General features: G+C 54.0%; 15 protein-coding genes. 9 read left to right on the top strand and 6 right to left on the bottom strand.

From position 1 onward, the window contains the following. Positions 1-319 precede the first annotated feature (319 nt). Positions 320-517: a hypothetical protein gene (locus tag O3301_RS16560; RefSeq protein WP_305056911.1), complete on the bottom strand. Its 198-nt coding sequence runs from the start codon at positions 515-517 to the stop codon at positions 320-322. Between O3301_RS16560 and O3301_RS16555 the strand changes: the two genes are divergently transcribed. Further along, entirely contained in the window at positions 507-674 is a 168-nt protein-coding gene (locus O3301_RS16555; RefSeq protein WP_305056910.1) for a hypothetical protein, read from the top strand. The genes O3301_RS16560 and O3301_RS16555 overlap by 11 nt on opposite strands. Before the next feature lie 38 nt (positions 675-712). Here the strand turns inward: O3301_RS16555 and O3301_RS16550 are convergent, their stop codons facing one another. Continuing rightward, complete coding sequence (locus O3301_RS16550) at positions 713-1,030, bottom strand: AlpA family transcriptional regulator (protein ID WP_305056909.1); 318 nt, start codon at positions 1,028-1,030, stop codon at positions 713-715. 1,152 nt (positions 1,031-2,182) lie between these two features. Between O3301_RS16550 and O3301_RS16545 the strand changes: the two genes are divergently transcribed. The 6 genes from O3301_RS16545 (at position 2,183) to O3301_RS16520 (ending at position 11,149) form a co-directional block, all read left to right on the top strand. Continuing rightward, the gene (locus O3301_RS16545; protein ID WP_305056908.1) at positions 2,183-3,220 is read left to right on the top strand and encodes an ABC-three component system protein; all 1,038 of its coding nucleotides are present in this window, start codon (positions 2,183-2,185) and stop codon (positions 3,218-3,220) included. After that, positions 3,220-3,705: an ABC-three component system middle component 2 gene (locus O3301_RS16540; protein WP_305056907.1), complete on the top strand. Its 486-nt coding sequence runs from the start codon at positions 3,220-3,222 to the stop codon at positions 3,703-3,705. Before O3301_RS16545 ends, O3301_RS16540 begins: the two co-directional genes overlap by 1 nt. Beyond that, positions 3,702-5,513: a hypothetical protein gene (locus O3301_RS16535; protein ID WP_305056906.1), complete on the top strand. Its 1,812-nt coding sequence runs from the start codon at positions 3,702-3,704 to the stop codon at positions 5,511-5,513. Before O3301_RS16540 ends, O3301_RS16535 begins: the two co-directional genes overlap by 4 nt. Positions 5,514-6,015: 502 nt before the next feature. Further along, positions 6,016-8,646, top strand: a complete 2,631-nt coding sequence (locus O3301_RS16530; protein WP_305056905.1) for an AAA family ATPase — start codon at positions 6,016-6,018, stop codon at positions 8,644-8,646. A 97-nt stretch (positions 8,647-8,743) separates the two neighbouring features. Further along, entirely contained in the window at positions 8,744-10,285 is a 1,542-nt protein-coding gene (locus O3301_RS16525) for a hypothetical protein (protein ID WP_305056904.1), read from the top strand. Between the two features lie 117 nt (positions 10,286-10,402). Next, positions 10,403-11,149: a hypothetical protein gene (locus O3301_RS16520; protein WP_305056903.1), complete on the top strand. Its 747-nt coding sequence runs from the start codon at positions 10,403-10,405 to the stop codon at positions 11,147-11,149. A 470-nt stretch (positions 11,150-11,619) separates the two neighbouring features. On the opposite strand, the gene O3301_RS16515 is transcribed toward O3301_RS16520, so the two are convergent. Then, the gene (locus O3301_RS16515; protein ID WP_305056902.1) at positions 11,620-13,200 is read right to left on the bottom strand and encodes an isocitrate lyase; all 1,581 of its coding nucleotides are present in this window, start codon (positions 13,198-13,200) and stop codon (positions 11,620-11,622) included. Between the two features lie 385 nt (positions 13,201-13,585). Here O3301_RS16515 and O3301_RS16510 point away from each other — a divergent pair, with 385 nt between their 5' ends. After that, positions 13,586-13,999, top strand: coding sequence for an SMI1/KNR4 family protein (locus O3301_RS16510; protein ID WP_305056901.1), 414 nt, complete (start codon positions 13,586-13,588; stop codon positions 13,997-13,999). A 60-nt stretch (positions 14,000-14,059) separates the two neighbouring features. On the opposite strand, the gene O3301_RS16505 is transcribed toward O3301_RS16510, so the two are convergent. Continuing rightward, the gene (locus tag O3301_RS16505; protein ID WP_305056900.1) at positions 14,060-15,364 is read right to left on the bottom strand and encodes an MFS transporter; all 1,305 of its coding nucleotides are present in this window, start codon (positions 15,362-15,364) and stop codon (positions 14,060-14,062) included. 153 nt (positions 15,365-15,517) lie between these two features. Here O3301_RS16505 and O3301_RS16500 point away from each other — a divergent pair, with 153 nt between their 5' ends. After that, a complete protein-coding gene (locus O3301_RS16500) occupies positions 15,518-16,234 on the top strand; it encodes an SDR family oxidoreductase (protein WP_305056899.1) in 717 nt (238 codons plus the stop codon). Between the two features lie 3 nt (positions 16,235-16,237). Here the strand turns inward: O3301_RS16500 and O3301_RS16495 are convergent, their stop codons facing one another. Next, a complete protein-coding gene (locus tag O3301_RS16495) occupies positions 16,238-16,756 on the bottom strand; it encodes a hypothetical protein (protein WP_099665265.1) in 519 nt (172 codons plus the stop codon). Positions 16,757-16,796: 40 nt separating this feature from the next. Then, positions 16,797-17,987 carry a hypothetical protein gene (locus O3301_RS16490; RefSeq protein WP_305056898.1) on the bottom strand — a complete coding sequence of 397 codons (1,191 nt, stop codon included), beginning with the start codon at positions 17,985-17,987 and terminating at the stop codon, positions 16,797-16,799. Positions 17,988-18,051 lie beyond the last annotated feature (64 nt).

Raw genomic sequence — 18,051 nt, 5'->3', positions numbered from 1 at the left:
ACCACCTGTATATAGTTGCTCACTGCGCAACTGCTCGGCCGCAGGTCTATCAGGCGGTGACGGGAGCACAAATGCCAGCCAATCACACAAGTGATCGAGGGCACCGGCAAGCAGTTGTTGCTCTGCCCGGTCCTTTTCGACCTGGCGTGCTAGTTTGGTGAACGACGTGCTAATCGCTGGTTGGACTTCGCCTAAGTAGTCCTTCTCTTCCTGCTGACGTAGATAGTTGCGTATTTCGGTCATCGTGACCGCGCATTCCGGTGCATCGTGACCGATGCGCATGTGGTGGTGTAACTCGGTTAAATTTTAAAGCCTGCGGTCACGATGGGTCCATGTTTTTCTCCTTTTTCATGGTTTTCGGCTTTTGCATGCGCAGGGAGTCACCGGTCAGCGTAAAGCGGTGATTGCGCTGCATGACACGGTCCAGGATGGCGTCGGCGATGGTGCGGGCGCACGCCTTCCCGGCGCTGAGCCGCGTTTCCGCCGATGAAAGAATCCGAAGCGACATGCTGGCCATGCTGGAGGAAATCCAGAAGGGGCACAGCTTAGAGGTGATTGATTTGCTGTACGACTACTGTGCCGACATCATCTTTGGCTGCCTTGGATTGGGCATTGATGAAGATGATTTGATCGAGGCCATGAGGGATGCCAGGGTGGCGCAGCGGCGGAGGTGAGCGTATCTATGCCGCAGGTATCCCGGTATCTCCCGGCTTCATTCGGCTCTGGCCCCTTTGTTGCCGATTGGCCTGGTGCTTGATGAATTGTCGATTATTGTGCATACCGTGTCTGCAGGTCTGCTGGCCTCGATACACGCTTGCATCCAGCGTAGCACCTCGCTCCTGAGCCATGCAGAGGAGCGTCCTTGCAGCTTGACAGGGGCAGGGAAGGTGCCTTCTCTGATGCCTGCATAAACGCTGCTGCGCGACTTGCCGCAGGTTGCCAGCACTTCGCCCAGGCGGATGAAGCGCTCTTCACCCATGCGAGGTTCCACGCGGCGCTCTTTCAGGAATTCGGCTGTCGCTGCTTTCATGGCGTCCCCCTTCGTGAACCAAAAATGCCAGCGGCAACACCGGGGCGAATGGCATATGCAGCAGGCCTTGCCCTGCGACCAATTCGCCCTTCGTGGAAACGCGCTCGCAATCATTATTCCGAAAACATGGGGCCAGTATCGAATGCCGTAATCGCTGGTGCAACAAGAATCGGCCTGCCATGCCACTTGGATCAAGCCTGCCGCGCACTTTGTGTGAGATAAAGGCTGGACACAGGAGCGGGTTCGTGGAAGCTTTAGCAGCTAAAAATTGGGCAATCGACAGCGCATTCTTCATGCGATAGATACATTGCCATCCACTGGATTTCATTGATCCTGTTGGTGTATCGCCGCCACATGCGCATGCGACTGCTTGTATTCTGCGTCATCAATACCTTCCAGCAATCGTATCGACCCGCCAACCAGGGGAGGTTTTTCTGTCCGTGCAGAAAGGCGCAGCCATCGGAGGGGAAGCGCGCTATTGTCGTGTAGAACTCGTAAAGCAGACGATGAAAATTTGTTGCTGACATTGATCAAGGTCGGCCCAGATGCATGTCAAATGTTCCCACTTGGACGCTGCCTATTGCCGCTAATCAAACGTGCTACTTTCGGCATACATTCCTGCTAAATCTGCTCTCGTACCTGCAAAAAAATGGTTCGACCGAGGTATTACCCGTTGATTTAAGGGTTCAGTCGCTGCACGGGGCGGAACTACCGTGCTAGTTTCGGCATACATTCCTGCTAAATTTGCTCTCGTACCTGCAAAAAAATGGTTTGGTCGAAGTTATGTCCGACGATTTTTGTGGTTTAGTCGCTGTGCGAAGCGGGGCAGGATAGGTGAAGTTAGCTAACCTTCGGTTAGCTAACTTCACACCTGCTTATTCGCACTTCGTGCTCAACGTAACGCTCCAAATTAGACCTTCAAATGAGCATGTATCTACTGCGCCCTTGCGTGAGTCCGTGTCCGAATGACGGATGTGATCCTGGCTCATGACCCTGGCACTACATGGCTTACTGATGAGATTTATGGGAAGTCGTCTTTAATTGTTATCACTATTTCCAAGGCGACATTTCGTGTATATTTGTGTAATTACATTAACTGAAGATGGACAGAATAAATCTTCGCCACAACTGTAGCAGTAAAAGGATTGAAAAATGCCAAAAATCGGGGCAAAAAAAGTGCGTCAGTCCGTTGGTAAGACATCTTTTCCGCCATCACTCTTGGTCCAACTTTTAGAGCCGGGACAGTGGGAAAATTTCATCGAAGATTGTTGCAGAACAGAGTTGAAGTATGTTTTGGTTCAGCGCTTGGGCGGAGCTGGAGATGCTGGTCGGGATGTGGAAGCGAGGTATACACAAACCTTGATGGCAGATCAATGGGATTTGTTTCAAGCGAAACGTTATCAAACGGCGGTTGGAGAAGGGGATCTTTATCCAGAGTTGGCAAAGGTCTTTCACCATTTGGCCCAGAAGACTTACCCAACGCCTAAGAATTATTATATTTGCGCACCGAAAAATACCACGCCAATGCTGCATGATTTGATCGCGAAGCCAATTGAAATGAAGCAGCGATTTCTTAAAGCTTGGACCGATGGAAAGATGGGGATATCTGTTTCGAAATTCCCACTTTCGCCTGCCACAGCGACAGTCGTTAATAATTTTGATTTTGGAAAAATTAAAGAATATCCGGTCAAGGATTTGCTGGAGTTGCATGAACGAGATAAGACGAAGCATGAAAAGTTGTTTGGCGTTGAAGCGACTCGCGATGCTAGCGTGATTCCCAACCTCCCGACCGCAGTAGAACAAAATTACCTTGAGCAAATTCTAAAAGTCTATGCTGAAGATGGTAGCGTTGCGCTCACGATGGCTGAGGCCCTTTTATCCGATTCGTACAGCGAGCATTTGCAAAGCTGCCGCGCTGAGTTTTACAGTGCGGACGGTTTGCAGCGGTTTAGTCGCGACATCTATCCTGGTGAGTTCGATAATTTCAAAGTCGCCGTATACAACGGTGTTCGCAGAGTTGCCTCGAGCCCAACCTACAAGACAGGAATGTCAAGGATGAATTCTGTTCTGGATTTTTCTATGGGCCTGAAAATTGAGGATAGCCCCCTAGCAAAACGACTTTTGCCCGCTGATCTCCCTGGCACCTGCCATCACCTAGTCAACGAGAAAAAAATAAAGTGGGTGAAATAATGAAAATTATGGTGAGTCCGTTTAATTCTCCTTTTGAACTTGGAATTCGGATGGTTTATCTGCTTTCGAGCTTATTCCCCAGGAAAGCTGATCTACAGAAGTTAGTTCTGCTTGACTATGCTGTGGTCTATTCAGCAGATTTTGGTGGGCCAGAAAGTCTTCATACTCCAGTTCCATTCAGAGGCGGTGAACTTTACAGCCGTCGAGAGCTTATCCAGCAGGGACTCTATTTGATGAGTACTAAAGGGCTTGTAAACGCGATTAATGACGAGACTGGTATATTTTTTAGCGCTGGTGAAAACTCAAGAACTATTGTGGATTCTATACACGCATCTTATGCAATAAGCTTGGGACATAGATGTTTGTGGGCGGCAGATAGGTTTGGAGATGTAGATTCGATGCTGTTGACGGATCAATTTAACGAAATGGGTCATCGGTGGGGAGCCGAGGTCGATCCTGGTAATATCGCTAAGGAACTAAAATGAGTATTACGCTGGGTAAGCTAGTGGCTAAAGGAATCACTCGCGACGATGCAATCATAAATTTCAGATCATTTGGAAATTTAATCAGAGGACCGAGTGATACAGGGAAATCACACATTCGAGATTGCCTTTGGTATCTACTAGGCGGTGAAAAGGCACCGAAAGGTATTCCAGAAAATGAAGGGTACGATACCCTACTGCTAGAGTTGCAAACCTCCGATGGTAGTGAATATACGATAAGAAGAGGTCTGGCAGGCGGAGCGGCCGCTGTCTATCCGACCTCAATTGCGGAGATGGAATCCCACGAAGCACTCGCTGAGGACGTAGGTTCACTCATCGTTTCATTAGCAGGCGCAGCTGGGGTATTGATCCTTCGTTCGATGTCAAAGCGCGGAGCCCTAACAGCAGGTGATTTAAGACATTGGTCACTGATTTCGCAGCCAGCAATGATTAGCGAGGCCTCGACTATCGGCGTACCCACGGAAGCTCCACAACGTCGGGCTTCATTTAGCGTCTTTTTGACTGGCAAGGATGATTCCGCAGTAATTTTGGCAGCAACGAAGGATGAGAAGCTCAGAATCAAATCACAAATCGAATCGGCTGAGGCCGATCTCAGGCGCATCTTTGCTGAAATCCCGGATGGAGCCACTAGTCCAGAGACGCGTGACGCATTAGATCGCGTGGACGAAACGCTAGGCGTATTGTCATCTCAGCAAACTCAACGGTCGAGGCAACTGCGGGGACTAAGGGAGGAGCTAGCGATACTGATGAGTACTATAACTGAAGCGGAGCGAAAATTTGTCTATTCCGCTTCCTTGGTGTCGCGATTTGAACTTCTTGACGAGAAATATAAAAGTGATTTCAGTCGCCTTGTTGCTGTCAGTGACGGTCTTGCTGTATTCGATGCGCTTGAGGCTCAGCCGTGCCCGTTATGTCATACCGCCCTTCAGGATCAACGAAGTGAGTTTGTACGTGATCCGGCTGCAGTCAAATTACAACGCGTCGCAATGGCGGCTGAGTCAGCCAAAATTACAGCACTAAGAACTGGGCTGGTCGCCGCGTTGGCGATAGAGAAGAGTGCCAAGCTAGCTTTGGAAGTTAAGATAAGTGAACTGAACGCTCGGTTAACCGTGGTTGAACGTGCCGAACAAGCGGCACTAGTTGCAAACAGCGAGGAGTTTAGCGTTGATCCGAAGGTTCTGGCAATTCGACGAAGCGAGCTTTATTCGCTTCAAAAAAGCTTCGACGAGCAAGCGCGATTAACTGCTGAGCTAGTACGATTAAAAGCAATCATACCAACGAAAAATGCACCTCTGGCACGTCAGACATTGTCTGATTCAATTGTTGTCGCTCGATATGCACTAGAGTTGCTCCATTTATGGGGACTTACTTCCGTTGAGACAATTGAAGTAGACGCATATGAGTGCGATTTGATAATTAATGGCAGAGCGCGCCTAAGCTACGGCGCCGGCATGCGATCCATTTTTCTTACAGCAATGATTATTGCATTGTTGAAGCACTCGATGAAAGCAGGACATCCACATCTAGGTTTGGTAGTCCTTGATTCCCCGATGAAATCGTACTCGGATCCAAAGAATAGAGCGGATGTGACGATTTCCCCTAAAGCTGTTAAGGATTTGTTTTATTTATGGCTAGCATCATGGCAGGGACCAGGCCAAGTAGTGGTGTTAGAAAATGAACTGATTTCGCCACAAACTGCTGCGCTACTAAAGCCAACGGAGTTTACAAAGTCACTTGATGAGGGACGGTACGGTTTCTACCCGCTTTCAGATGTCGATTCAAAGCCGTAGTTAAAATTTATTAATTTTAGATGAATGCAACTGCACAGTTCGGCAACGGGCTAAGTTTGATGTGAGAACTAAAATCGAATGATAAAAAAACATTTGAGTTTAAGATGGAGGCGGGACGCGGGTAACGGAAGAGTGAAGCGTGTTCATAGGAGAGTTCTTCTGCCACCCCTGCGTTCGAACGTTGGGCGTGCTATCGGTCCTCTCCGAATCTACATACTGCTGCAGCGCGCGTTTGTGGTTCTAATTAGATATCGGCTGAGAATGTTTTGATGGCGTCCAATACATCAGTCTGTGTCCGAATGGCGGACCTGACGCTGGCGCGCTGCTGGCGCGCTGCTGGCGCGTTTACGGCTTAGCGCCGAGTGTACGCGAAGTGTGCGTATCAATTGATCTCCCTGTAGGGAAAACCATCTCCAAATTTGAATTTGCACCACGGACTGCTCGGTTGGGGTAATCTGATGAAAATGCAAATAAGTTCCTTGAAATAATGTAAAGGAGGCACATGTCGATATTGCAGGAAATATTCAGGTGGACCCAAGGGTTGCCAGAATGGCAGGGCGACGCAGTCGCACGCTTATTATCCAAGGGTGCGCTGACGACTGGTGACCTAGAGGATCTTTTTGCATTGCTTAAGGTGGCTCATGGCATCCCTGACCCAAATGAACGCAAACCGAAGCCTCTTAGTGCCGAACAAATTCCTGCTCCTGTTAAGGCAACTACGCACGTCGAACTCCGCGCCATCAAGGACATGCGAAATGTCAACGCGATCGCCGAGAACCAGCGTCTGACGTTCGGTTCGACGGGAATCACAGTCATTTACGGTGACAATGGCTCGGGGAAATCTGGATATTCGCGTGTGCTCAAGCGTGCGTGCCGCGCTCGAGATCAATTGGAATCCATTCATCCCAATGCCAATCTGCCGACCGGCAATCTGGGAGATGTCGAAGCCACGTTCGAAATCTCCATCGACGGAATTGCAGCTAATACTCACTGGACTCAGGGTAAGGCTGCACCACCTGAGTTGTCGTCACTGGCTGTCTTTGATTCGCGTTGCGCACGCGCCTATTTGGATAGTGAAGACGATTTTTCCTATGTTCCCTATGGACTTGATGTTTTTGAAAGCTTGGCAAAGGTCTGTAAGCAATTAAAAACTTCGATTGAAACGGAACATGCGCAATATGCTGCTGACCTAACGGTGTTCGTATCACTGCAAGGTGATACGCCAGTGGGCAAACTGGTCGGTAGTCTTTCCGCAAAAACGACGATGGCGCAAATTGATGCGCTTGCCACCTTGACGCCAGAAGAATTGACGCAGCATGCGTCGCTAGACAAGAGCCTCAAAGAGACTAGTCCTAAAGAAAAAGCTGTGCAGTTGCGCCTTCGTGCTCGCCGTATCGCCACTATTGCGACGAATGCAGCCAGCAAAAGCGAATTGGTTTCCCCCGCTGTAGCGCTCAAGTTGCACGACTTAGCTGACAAATATCGCATTGCACAGGCCGCTGCCGCTCTAGCTGCAAAACAGTTTAAGGAAAGCGAAAACCTTCTGCCCGGCACCGGTGGCGAGGCATGGCGCGAGCTGTTCGATGCTGCCCGAAAGTTCTCTGTAGAGTCCCATCCGAACAAGGAATTTCCGAAACTGGACACAGATACGCCTTGCCCGTTGTGTCAGCAACCTCTGGCAGAAGGTGCTGCACGTCTCCAGCGTTTCGAAACATTTATTCAGCAGGAAGCAGAGAAGACTTCTCAATCCCGTCGCCTTGCGCTCTACGCCGAGTACAAGCCATTTGTTGCGCAGGCTTTAACGGTCGGTCTTGACGATGTTACTTTTGTCGAGATCGAGGCCTTAGACCCACAACTTGCAACCGATGCTAAAGCGTTTGAACCATTGTTGGCCGCTCGGCAGGAGTTGATCAAAGCGGCGGTAATTTCTCATAACTGGGATGGTACCGACCAAGCCTTGGTATGTCCGGAAATTCGGCTTAAAACACTAGCAGATAAGCTCAATGTAGAAGCCGAGGCTCTGGAAAAGGCATCGGATGAGACCGCTCGCGCAGTACTGCAAAAGCAGTTTAGTGAACTCGATGCACGTGTGCGGCTGAGTCAAGTAAAAGGTGCGGTGGTCACGACAGTGGCTCGGCTTACTCACCAAGCTCGGCTCGTTAAATGTCTGGCAGCGGTCAAGACAAATGCTATCTCAATAAAGGCATCGGAGCTAGCTGAGAAAGTGGTCTCAAAGGAGTTGGCAGAAGCCCTCAACCGTGAATTCAAAGCGCTTGGCGTTGGTGCTTTGAGTGTCTCTCTCCAAAGTCGATCCGACAAAGGAAAGGCTTTGCACAAGCTAAAACTGGAGCTGCCTCAAAGTCGAAATCCTGTCGACATTCTGAGCGAGGGCGAGCAAAGAGCTGTCGCCATTGCGTCGTTCCTGGCCGAAGTTGGACTGAGCGGGGCAAAAGGTGGTGTTGTGTTCGATGACCCTGTATCGTCGCTCGATCATCGACGCCGCGAGCGCGTGGCGAAACGACTCGCTGCCGAAGCAGCCCAGCGACAAGTCATCGTATTCACTCATGACATTTATTTCTTATGCCTCTTGGTGGAGGAGGCAAAGTTGGTTGGCGTGCAGATTGCCACTCAGAGTCTGACTCGCCGCGCTGAGGGCTTCGGCATTGCAGATCCAGATTTACCGTTTGAGGGCAAAACCGCCAGTAAGCGGATAAGTGCATTGAAGGCTCATCACCAATCGATCGCCAAGCTACACAAGGACGGTGAAGAACAGGCGCGTCGTAAAGAGACCGTCGATGCCTATTTCCGATTACGTATGACTTGGGAGCGTGCTGTGGAGGAGGTGTTGCTGCGCGAAGTCATTCTCCGATTCCGGAAAGGAGTGGAAACGCAGCGGCTAGCAGGCGTCACCGTGGAAGACGAAGATTATGCTCAAGTACATGCAGGCATGACGAAATGTTCGAACTATGCACACGATAAAGCGTTCTTCGGTGGCGTTGCTGTTCCTGAACCCGATGAGCTTCTCGCTGACATAATGGCATTGGAGAGCTGGCGCACGCAAATCGAGGAGCGCAGTGTGAAAACTTCCAAAAAGCGGAAGGCCGGACCTGCTGCTGGAATACCTACGGCATGATTCGTCGTAATCGGGATACATGAAGGCCCACGGACGTCTCTAAATGTAATTCAACTTTATAACTACCAAGAGGCTTTCTCAAGCCCATACACGAACCATGATAATTGCTAGGACTGAAGCTTCAGATGACCTTTACAAACTTCCGTTCGATGATCTCGGCGAGATTTTTTTCAGTGGGATGCTTCTGACAAAGTTGTCGGCCGTCGATCAGCCTGATCCTGTTACTCTTAGATTTGGTCTGTCAGACCTGTTCGTTAGGACGGCTCTAGAAAATCTCACGCGGGAGTCCTCGGTCAGTGTTTATCGCACCAGTCGTCCCGGAAGGGATATTGCTACTTTCATATCATTGATGCTTGGTGAAGAGATTGACGATGCTTTACCTGATGTCGAGGCACGAGAGACTCAGACGTTGGGAACATTTTTTGGGAACAAGTTGAGTAGAGTCCTTGGCTATCTACGTGATGGGGATAGTTGCGGTACACAACCGGCTATTGAATCGTTTGAGCAGGAGGGAGAAGACGATTTTGGTGTCCCGATCTTCCGCGTTACCGTCTATCGGCAAAAGTTCCTTGATGCGCTCAAGGCTAATGTTATTAGCATGGTCGGCTTCCAAGAGGAGGCACATAGTCGACTGAGCTCATTTGCTGAGCTGTCACAGCCTGCTGTAGCTATTGACAAGCAGCTCGATTTCCTTCGCAGTTATTTGGACAAGCGGAAAGGTGTCACTGGCGAGACAGCGTTTAGTTTCATGTTGAGAGATGTAAACTTCCGCCGCATCGTACAACAGATCCAGGGGGCAGGTGGACAAGGCATCATGCCTACGCCATTATCTAGCAACGCAGACATCAAAGCTCTCCTGCCTTTTGTGTTGGCCATGAAGGGGGAGCTCGATATCGATCAAGTTAAGATCACAAGCCCGGTTCAGCAGATAGACTCGATCGAAATTCAGTTCTCTATTCGGCGGCCCGCCGTTAGGAATGTGCTCGGAGCGACCTACTGTGCACTGACACCGGAGCAGCGACTGCGCATGTCCGAAGCTGAGATTAAAGTTTACGAGGACATGGTGCGTCAACTGCAAGCAAGTCTTTGCTTCGCCGGCAAGCCCACGCTGGAAAAGGAATTCGCCCTGTTCGCAAGTTGGGCCGTCAGGCAGGTCGCCTACTGTCTTGAAGAACCAAGCTTTTTGAAGACGCCCGCGCTCAACTGGCTCAAGTTGCAAGATGACGTCGGTTATAAGCGATTGGAAGACGATTTCTTTTTGCCATTTTTATACGATCGTCTCCGGGAAAAATTTGGTTCCATGGTGTCAAAGAAACCGGAACGTTTCGGTGGGAATGTCGATATCCTATTCGGACAGGTTCCGGTTGAGCTAAAAGCTCGCAGAGGCGTAAAGAAGGCACTTGTAGACACGCTAATCGATGAAAAATACAAGCCCACTGGTCAGGCGGCAGCCTATGCAGCGTTGACAGGTCTTGGATGTGTCCTCGTTCTGGATATCCCGACAGCCGCACCGTCTGTCACAAATTTAACTGCATGCGTCAAGGTCGTGGTCCGTCGTTTTTCAGAGGCGCAACAACCGACGTCGGTCGTCGTCTTTATTTTTCAATGTGACACGCCGCGTCCAAGCGATGCGGCTTGATAGGAAGAAAAGTCTGAGTGGTATTAGTCTAGTGGGCATTCAAAAAATTGGAGCCGGGTGTGAATGTGCCTTGATGCCTTCCGCAGTTCCTCATCTAAATCTTTGTTTGGAAGCAGAATGACACAATTATTGGGACGTATTCGTGCAGCCGTGGATAGCGATATCGCTGTCATCGAGGCTTGGCTTAAACGTCAGCGTCAATCCGGGGTCAAAACGCTTGAGATGAACTGGAATTTGACCTTAAAAGTCTACAGAAATGAGGGAATGCTTATCTACGAAGATGCGTCCTCCCAAGAGGCCATCGCGTATTTTTGGGGATCGCTCAGTAGTACCGACAGCATTCTAGAGGTTCGTGCCGATCAACGCGGCCATGGTGTGGGGACTGCATTTGTTGAGTATCTTCTTAAGCAGGCACATGTCGATGGCGAGGGATTGTTGTGCATCGATTGTGGGGCCACGGAATCAGAAGATTTTTGGCGTAAGATGAAATTTGACATAGAGGATGTCGGGCATCAAGTACTGGGAAAACGGATACTGTCGATTCCCCGCGCGCTTCCTGTTTCTGCGGAACCCGTCGAGGTCGTTATCCGCTTTTATCCAGAGTCTGCGTCTTACAAATCGGATGGCGTGCCGCCGCTTGCTGAGTTCCGGCCAAGCGCTGTCCAAGACCAACAGGGTATTGTTTGGCTAGCGGAAAAAATCTCTTGTTTCGATCTTGATCGCGGAGATCTGGTCGTAGAGGCGATTCTAGATGGGACGAGCCTCTGTCGCGGAAAGGCTAAGCATGAACAGGCCCGGACTTTGGGGTTTTTCAGTTGTTGCAATGGATACGCTATTGAAAAAATCACACCTCCGTTGCCATAGATCGCAGCGATGTTGCAAAGCAATGATACTGGCTCCCTGAGTCGGGAGACACTAAATTACAGTAGCGAGAGTGCGCTCCTACTTCACGCAGCGACAAGTAAAATAAAGGGGAGTTGTCAAGCTTTTGGTGCCGTACTTGGGTCGCATTGATGGATCGGAAACCGCGCCCCTAAATGAAATTTAAGGCTGAGTTTGAGCTGATGTAGGTTCGGCAATCAGCATGATGGCATTCAATCGGTGGTTTTTTTTAATGATAGCCACCGATAATTCGGGTCAACGAAGTATTTTAAAAATATTAATTAAGTGATAATTTTTTGGGGTATTAATGAGGGTAAATTGCAAATCGATTTTTTCAGAAAGTTAGTACCGGCGTGGCTTGCTGTCATGATAGGAATCCCCCTCTCGCAACGTTCAGACGCAAAAAAACCCGCCAAAGCGGGTTTTTTTCACTCTACAACCAAACCAAAACCTCAGAACTGGTTCATCGTATTGTCTTTACCTGCCGCCTTCAACGCCGCTTCGCCGCTGAAGTAATCTTTGTGGTCGTCGCCGATGTCCGAGCCGGACATGTTTTGATGTTTCACGCAGGCGATGCCCTGGCGGATTTCCTTGCGCTGCACGCCGGCCACGTAGCCCAGCATGCCCTGGTCGCCGAAGTATTCCTTGGCCAGGTTGTCGGTCGACAAGGCTGCCGTGTGGTAGGTTGGCAGGGTGATCAGGTGGTGGAAGATGCCGGCTTCGCGGGCCGAGTCGGCCTGGAAGGTGCGGATCTTCTCGTCGGCGGCGATCGCCAGTTCCGTCTGGTCGTATTCCACGCTCATCAGCTGGGCGCGGTCGTAGGCGGACACGTCCTTGCCTGCCGCTTTCATGCCGTCGAAGATTTGCTGGCGGAAGTTCAGGGTCCAGTTGAACGATGGGCTGTTGTTGTACACCAGCTTGGCGTTCGGGATGACCTTGCGGATTTCGCTGACCATGCCGCCGATTTGCGCGATATGCGGTTTTTCCGTTTCGATCCACAGCAGGTCGGCGCCGTTTTGCAAGGAGGTGATGCAGTCGAGCACGCAACGCTCTTCACCGGAGCCGGCGCGGAACTGGAACAGGTTGCTTGGCAGGCGTTTCGGACGCAGCAGCTTGCCTTCGCGCTTGATGATGACGTCGCCATTGCCCAGCGCGTCGGCCGACACTTCTTCGCAGTCGAGGAAGGAATTGTATTGGTCGCCCAGGTCGCCTGGTTCATTGGTGACGGCGATCTGCTTGGTCAGGCCGGCGCCCAGCGAGTCCGTGCGGGCGACGATGATGCCGTCGTCCACGCCCAGTTCCAGGAAGGCGTAACGGATGGCGCGGATCTTGGCCAGGAAGTCTTCGTGCGGCACCGTGACTTTACCGTCCTGGTGGCCGCATTGTTTCTCGTCGGATACCTGGTTTTCGATCTGGATGCAGCAGGCGCCCGCTTCGATGAACTGTTTCGCCAGCAAATAGGTGGCTTCGGCATTGCCGAAACCGGCGTCGATGTCGGCGATGATGGGCACGACGTGGGGCACGTGGCCGTCGATCTTCGCCTGGATGGCTTGCTTGGCATCGCCCTGGGCCGCGTCCAGCTGGCGGAACAGGCCGCCCAGTTCGCGGGCATCGGCCTGGCGCAGGAAGGTGTACAGTTCCTTGATCAGGGCGGAGACGGCGGTTTTTTCATGCATCGACTGGTCCGGCAGCGGGCCGAACTCGGAGCGCAGGGCGGCGACCATCCAGCCGGACAGGTAGAGGTAGCGGCGGTCGGTGCTGTTGAAGTGCTTCTTGATCGAGATCATCTTCTGTTGACCGATGAAACCGTGCCAGCAGCCAAGCGACTGGGTGTACTTGGATGGGTCCGCATCGTAGGCGGCCATGTCGTTGCGCATGATCTTCGCCGTGTACTTGGCGATGTCCAGGCCGGTCTTGAACTTGTTCTGGGCGCGCATGCGGGCGGCGGACTCGGGATTGATGGCGTTCCAGGCGCTACCTTGTTGGTCTTTCAAACCAGCAACAGCCTTGATGTCGTCTTGATATTGGGACATGTGAATCTCCTAAAAAGAAAAGCTATGTTTGAGAAAATCGCCGAGTGCGCCACAACGTCTTGTCGAAGCAAACTGCATGACTAAATAGTAGGCCGATTCGCGCCGATCTTCAAGTCTTATATAAGACATATAACTTAAATTTAATCGTTCTTTTTCAACGACTTAATTATGATTTTTCAGGATGTGAAATGAATTTTCAAAAAGTGAGAGCATTAATGGATGAGTCTGCCGTTTGAAATCCCGCGATGTGAAACGCCTTTTCAGATTTTGGTGCAGCGCGACAAATCGGGGCGAAAGGAGCCACCCGAAGGTGGCGTAGCGGTACATTTGTTTTAATATCATGCTCCGCTTGTGAAAGGTAACGTCAGCGATGCAGATTAACGGTATGGATTTACCCGTCGAGTATATTGCTTTTGCGGCAAGATATCGGGATGCGGCAGGATTCTGCAATTTGAGGCTGAAGGAGGAGCTCGATTCTTTCGGTCGCGTCCTGCAGACGGAATTGGCGCACATCTATACGGATGCCGTCGAATTGACTTCCGGGACAGCGCAGCTTGGGGCGTATTTCGTCGGCGATGGCTGCTATGGGGAGCCTGGAAGCGGCAGTGCTGGCCCGGGAGCCATGCCGGACATCGTCGATTTTACAGAAGTCATTTGTTTCGGCATGGCCGGTGACGGGAGTCCATTCTGTCTCGATTTCAGGGGCGCCCGGGGCGCACCATCCGTCATCTTGTGGGACGATGATTACTGGAGGAAGATTTCAAACTCCTTTGAAGACTTTCTATCGCTATTTTCTTGATCGCTTGCCGGGGCAACTGCTGCAGCGCACGAGGCAAGCCCGTGCGCTGCCCGAGGCTAGCTAGCGTCCCACCGTCTGCCGCTGGTCCTTGATGAACAGCGCCGTCAGCATGCCCACCACGCACACGCCGATCACGTAATAGGCGGGACCCAGCACGTTGTTCTTCAGCATCAGGGTCACCACCACGGGTGTCAGGCCGCCGAAAATGGCGTACGACAAGTTGTAGGAAAACGACAGTCCCGAGAAGCGTACCTGGGCCGGAAACGCTTGCACCAGCACGTAGGGCACGGCGCCGACGACGCCGACGAACAGGCCCGTCATGGCGTACAGGGGCAGCAGCAGGTCGGGGCGGGTGCCGACGGTGGTGTAGAAAATGTACGTGGAAATGGCCAGCAGCACGGAACCGACGAAGATCACACGCTTGCCGCCCAGGCGATCGGCCAGCATGCCGGCGATGATGCAGCCGAAGGCCAGGCACAGGGTCGCCACGGTATTGGCCACCAGGGTGGTGCGCGGCGCGATGTGGTGGATCTTTTGCAGCAGGGCAGGCGTCATCAGGATGACGACGACGATGCCGGCCGACAACATCCACGTCAGCAGCATCGACACGACGACGGCGCCGCGGTGGCTGCGCAGCACGGATTTCAAGGGCATTTCCGTCGCCAGCGCCTTGCGCTGCTGCATTTCCGCAAAGACGGGGGTTTCATGCAGCCAGCGGCGCAGATACATGGCGCCGAAGCCGAAGATGCCGCCCAGCAAGAACGGATAGCGCCAGGCGCCATCGGTGATTTCCACCGGCGTGTAGACGGTGTTCAAGCCCGTCGCCACGAGCGAGCCCAGCAGGATGCCCACCGTCAGGCCGGCCGTCAGCACGCCGCAGGCAAAGCCCGTGAAACGGCTGGGCACGTGTTCGGACACAAACACCCAGGCGCCCGGCACTTCGCCGCCCACGGCCGCGCCCTGGAAGATGCGCATCAACAGCAGCAGCAGCGGGGCGGCCAGGCCGATGGTGGCATACGTGGGCAGCAGGCCGATCAGCAGTGTCGGCACAGCCATCATCAGGATGGAGAGCGTGAACATGCGCTTGCGGCCGAGCAAGTCGCCGAAGTGGGCCATGACGATGCCGCCCAGCGGACGCACGACGTAGCCGGCGGCGAAGATGCCGAAGGTTTGCAGCAGGCGCAGCCATTCCGGCATTTCCGGCGGGAAGAACAATTGGCCGATGGCGTTGGCAAAGAAGACGAAGATGATGAAGTCGTAGAACTCCAGCGCGCCGCCCAGGGCGGCCAGCGACAGGGTCTTGTAGTCTTGCTGGGTGAGGGGACGGCTTGCGGCGTTGCTTGCGGCGGTGTCGGAGGTAGGCATGTGTCTCGTTCTTGTGTGTTATGGGAGATTGCCAGACCTAGCATACGCATTTCCGCCGCGTGAGTAAATGCGGGGGGGAGGGGGGAGCCGCCTCAGCTGTGCTTAATACAACGCCGCTATCATCGGCGTTGACTTCATTGCAAAGGACACAGTATGCACATCATGATCGTGGGCGCCAGCCGGGGCCTGGGACGCGCGCTGGTCGACGGTCTGCTCGCTGACGGGCATGCCGTCATCGGCGTATCGCGCCAGCAACCTGCCGACTTGCCCACCGGCCAGGGCACGCAGCTGCAATGGATCGCGGCGGATCTGGCCGCACCCGCCGAGGCCGTCGAACGCATCGCGCGTGCAGCGCCCGCCGCGCTGGACGCGGTGATCTACAACCTGGGCGTGTGGGAAGAAAAGGCCTTCAGCGATGACTACGCTTTTCTCGGCGATGCGGATGACGCCATCGTCGACATGGTCAATACGAATATCACGGCGACGATCTTGCTGCTCAAGCGCCTGGTGCCACGCTTGCTGGCCAGCAACAAGCCGCAGCTGATACTCACGGGGTCGACGTCCGGCCTGCGCCAGAGCGGCCGCCCGGAAGTGACGTTCAGCGCGTCGAAATTCGCCCTGAACGGCATCGCCGACGCCTTGCGCGAAGGTTTCCGCGAACAGGGACTGGCCGTGACGGCGCTGCAACTGGGCTACCTGAATACCTACGATGGCTTGTCCGTGCCGCTGGCGGACGCTAGCGCGCGCGGCGAAGGCGAGCTGATACCCGTGCATGACGTCGTTGCCGTCGTGCGCATGCTGCTGAACCTGTCGAATGCTTCGTTCGTGCGCGAACTGGTGATGCCCGCGCTGCGCGACGAGCGTTTCTGACTCTTATGCGTCCTTGCCGTAAACCTCGGACCAGCCGAGACGCTCTTCCAGCCACTCGTCCACTTCCGAGCTATCCATGTGCATCAGGGCGGCGCCCAGCCGCAGCTTGCCCTTGGCCAGAGCCAGCACGGCGAACACGGATTCCAGCATGACGGGGTCGAGCTGGCCCTGCAGGTCGCGCGCGGCGATGGCGGGCAGTTGCGCCCAGGCATCGCGGTAGCTGTCGGCCAGCCAGTCCGGCAGAGGCGGATTGTGCAGGCGGTGGCGCTCGATTTCAATCAGGGCGATGAGCGCATAGAAATCTTCCTCGCGCGCTTGCGCGCCGCCCAGCATGGCGACGAGCTGGGGCACGGCCGCATACGAGGCGACGCCCACATCGCCCTGGTGGTGCAGCTCTTCCCACAGCTCATGCCACACGTCTTCGCCCGCCTGCATGGCCTTGAGCGCCTCGGCCACGTCGTAAGGCATGCGGTAGCCGCCTTCCAGGGTGGGCCAGAGGGGATCGTCGAGTGATAACAGCATGGTTTTCCTTGATGGGACAGCTCGGCTGAGCAAACGCGCACTATACAAGCACCCGGCGCACGCAGAGCGCGTAGCCGTCGAACTCGCGCAAAGTCTGATAGGCGACGCCCGTGTCAAAGTCCTTGCACCAGGCTTCGTCCTCGATGTCGCCCGGCTCGCTCGACCAGTGCCAGTTTGGCCGGAATGCCTCTTTCAATGTCGCATACAGCAAGGTCTGCTCGCGTCGATCCGGCAAGCTGTGGCCGAGGCTGGCGGCCCAGTCTGACGTGGCTTGCCACGAGTCGTACTCCGGCTCGAGCTTGTCCGGCTGCAATAGCAGATGGTAGTCGGGCGCGCCATCCTTGCCGAGAATCAGGCCGGCATAGCGCTCGCCCTGCCGCAAGGGGACGGGGGCGGCCGCCGATGGCGCCAATTCGACCCGGCGCACGGCGCAGGCGCGGCCGCTGTAGGTCTTGCGAAAGTTGTATTGGGTGCCGTTATCGAAATCGTGGCTCCAGGCCAGGCGGGGCAGGATGGCGTCCGCTTCCGACGACCAGTACCAGGCATCCGGAAAGGCGTCGCGCAAGTTGGCGTGCAGCAAGGCCAGTTCGCTGCGCGTCGGCAGGCAGGCGCCGCGCGCCGCGGCCCAGTCGAGCGCGGCTTGCCAGGGCAGGGCGCCGCCTTCGCCGGGCAGCAGGAACAGCTGGTAGCCGGGGGCGCCAGCGTGGCCAGGCATGATGCCCGCGTAGCGCTCGCCGGCAATGGCGCCCAGCACGCCAGGGCAATGCTCGAACCAGCCATCGTCTTCTTCCTCGGCAATAAAGGCCGCGATCAGCGCCTGAGGCGCGGGCGGCGCGCCGGCCAGCAGGGAGTTGAAGCAGTTGATGGCCGAGGCGTGGGGCGTACCGGCGCCATTGGCGATACCGACGAGAAACTCGCCAGCCCAGTCGGGCAAGGTGGCGATCAGGCGCGGCAGTTCATGCAGCAGTGCCATGCAATACGCCGTCTCGCCGTAGCGCCAGGCGGCGCGGTTGGCTATCTGGTAGGCGCCGTAATCGTGTTCGGCTTGCACGGATTGAAAGATGGCCAGTGCGTATTGCGCGCCTTCCTTGCCCGTCAGCGCATCGAGCATGGCGCAATAGCGCTGGAAGCGCTGATGGGCTTCATCGGGCGGCGTGGCGGTGTCGTCGTCCTGGATGATGTTGCCCAAAATTAAAAGTTCGGCTTTCCAGTGTTCGAATGAGGATGGCATGGCATGAATGAAATGATCGCGATGAGCTGCCATTATGACCTGTGCCGCCCGTGATTTTATTGAT

The sequence above is a fragment of the Janthinobacterium sp. SUN211 genome, assembly GCF_030587315.1.
Taxonomy (GTDB): Bacteria; Pseudomonadota; Gammaproteobacteria; order Burkholderiales; family Burkholderiaceae_D; genus Janthinobacterium; species Janthinobacterium kumbetense.
This window is presented reverse-complemented; position numbering and strand designations above follow the sequence as displayed.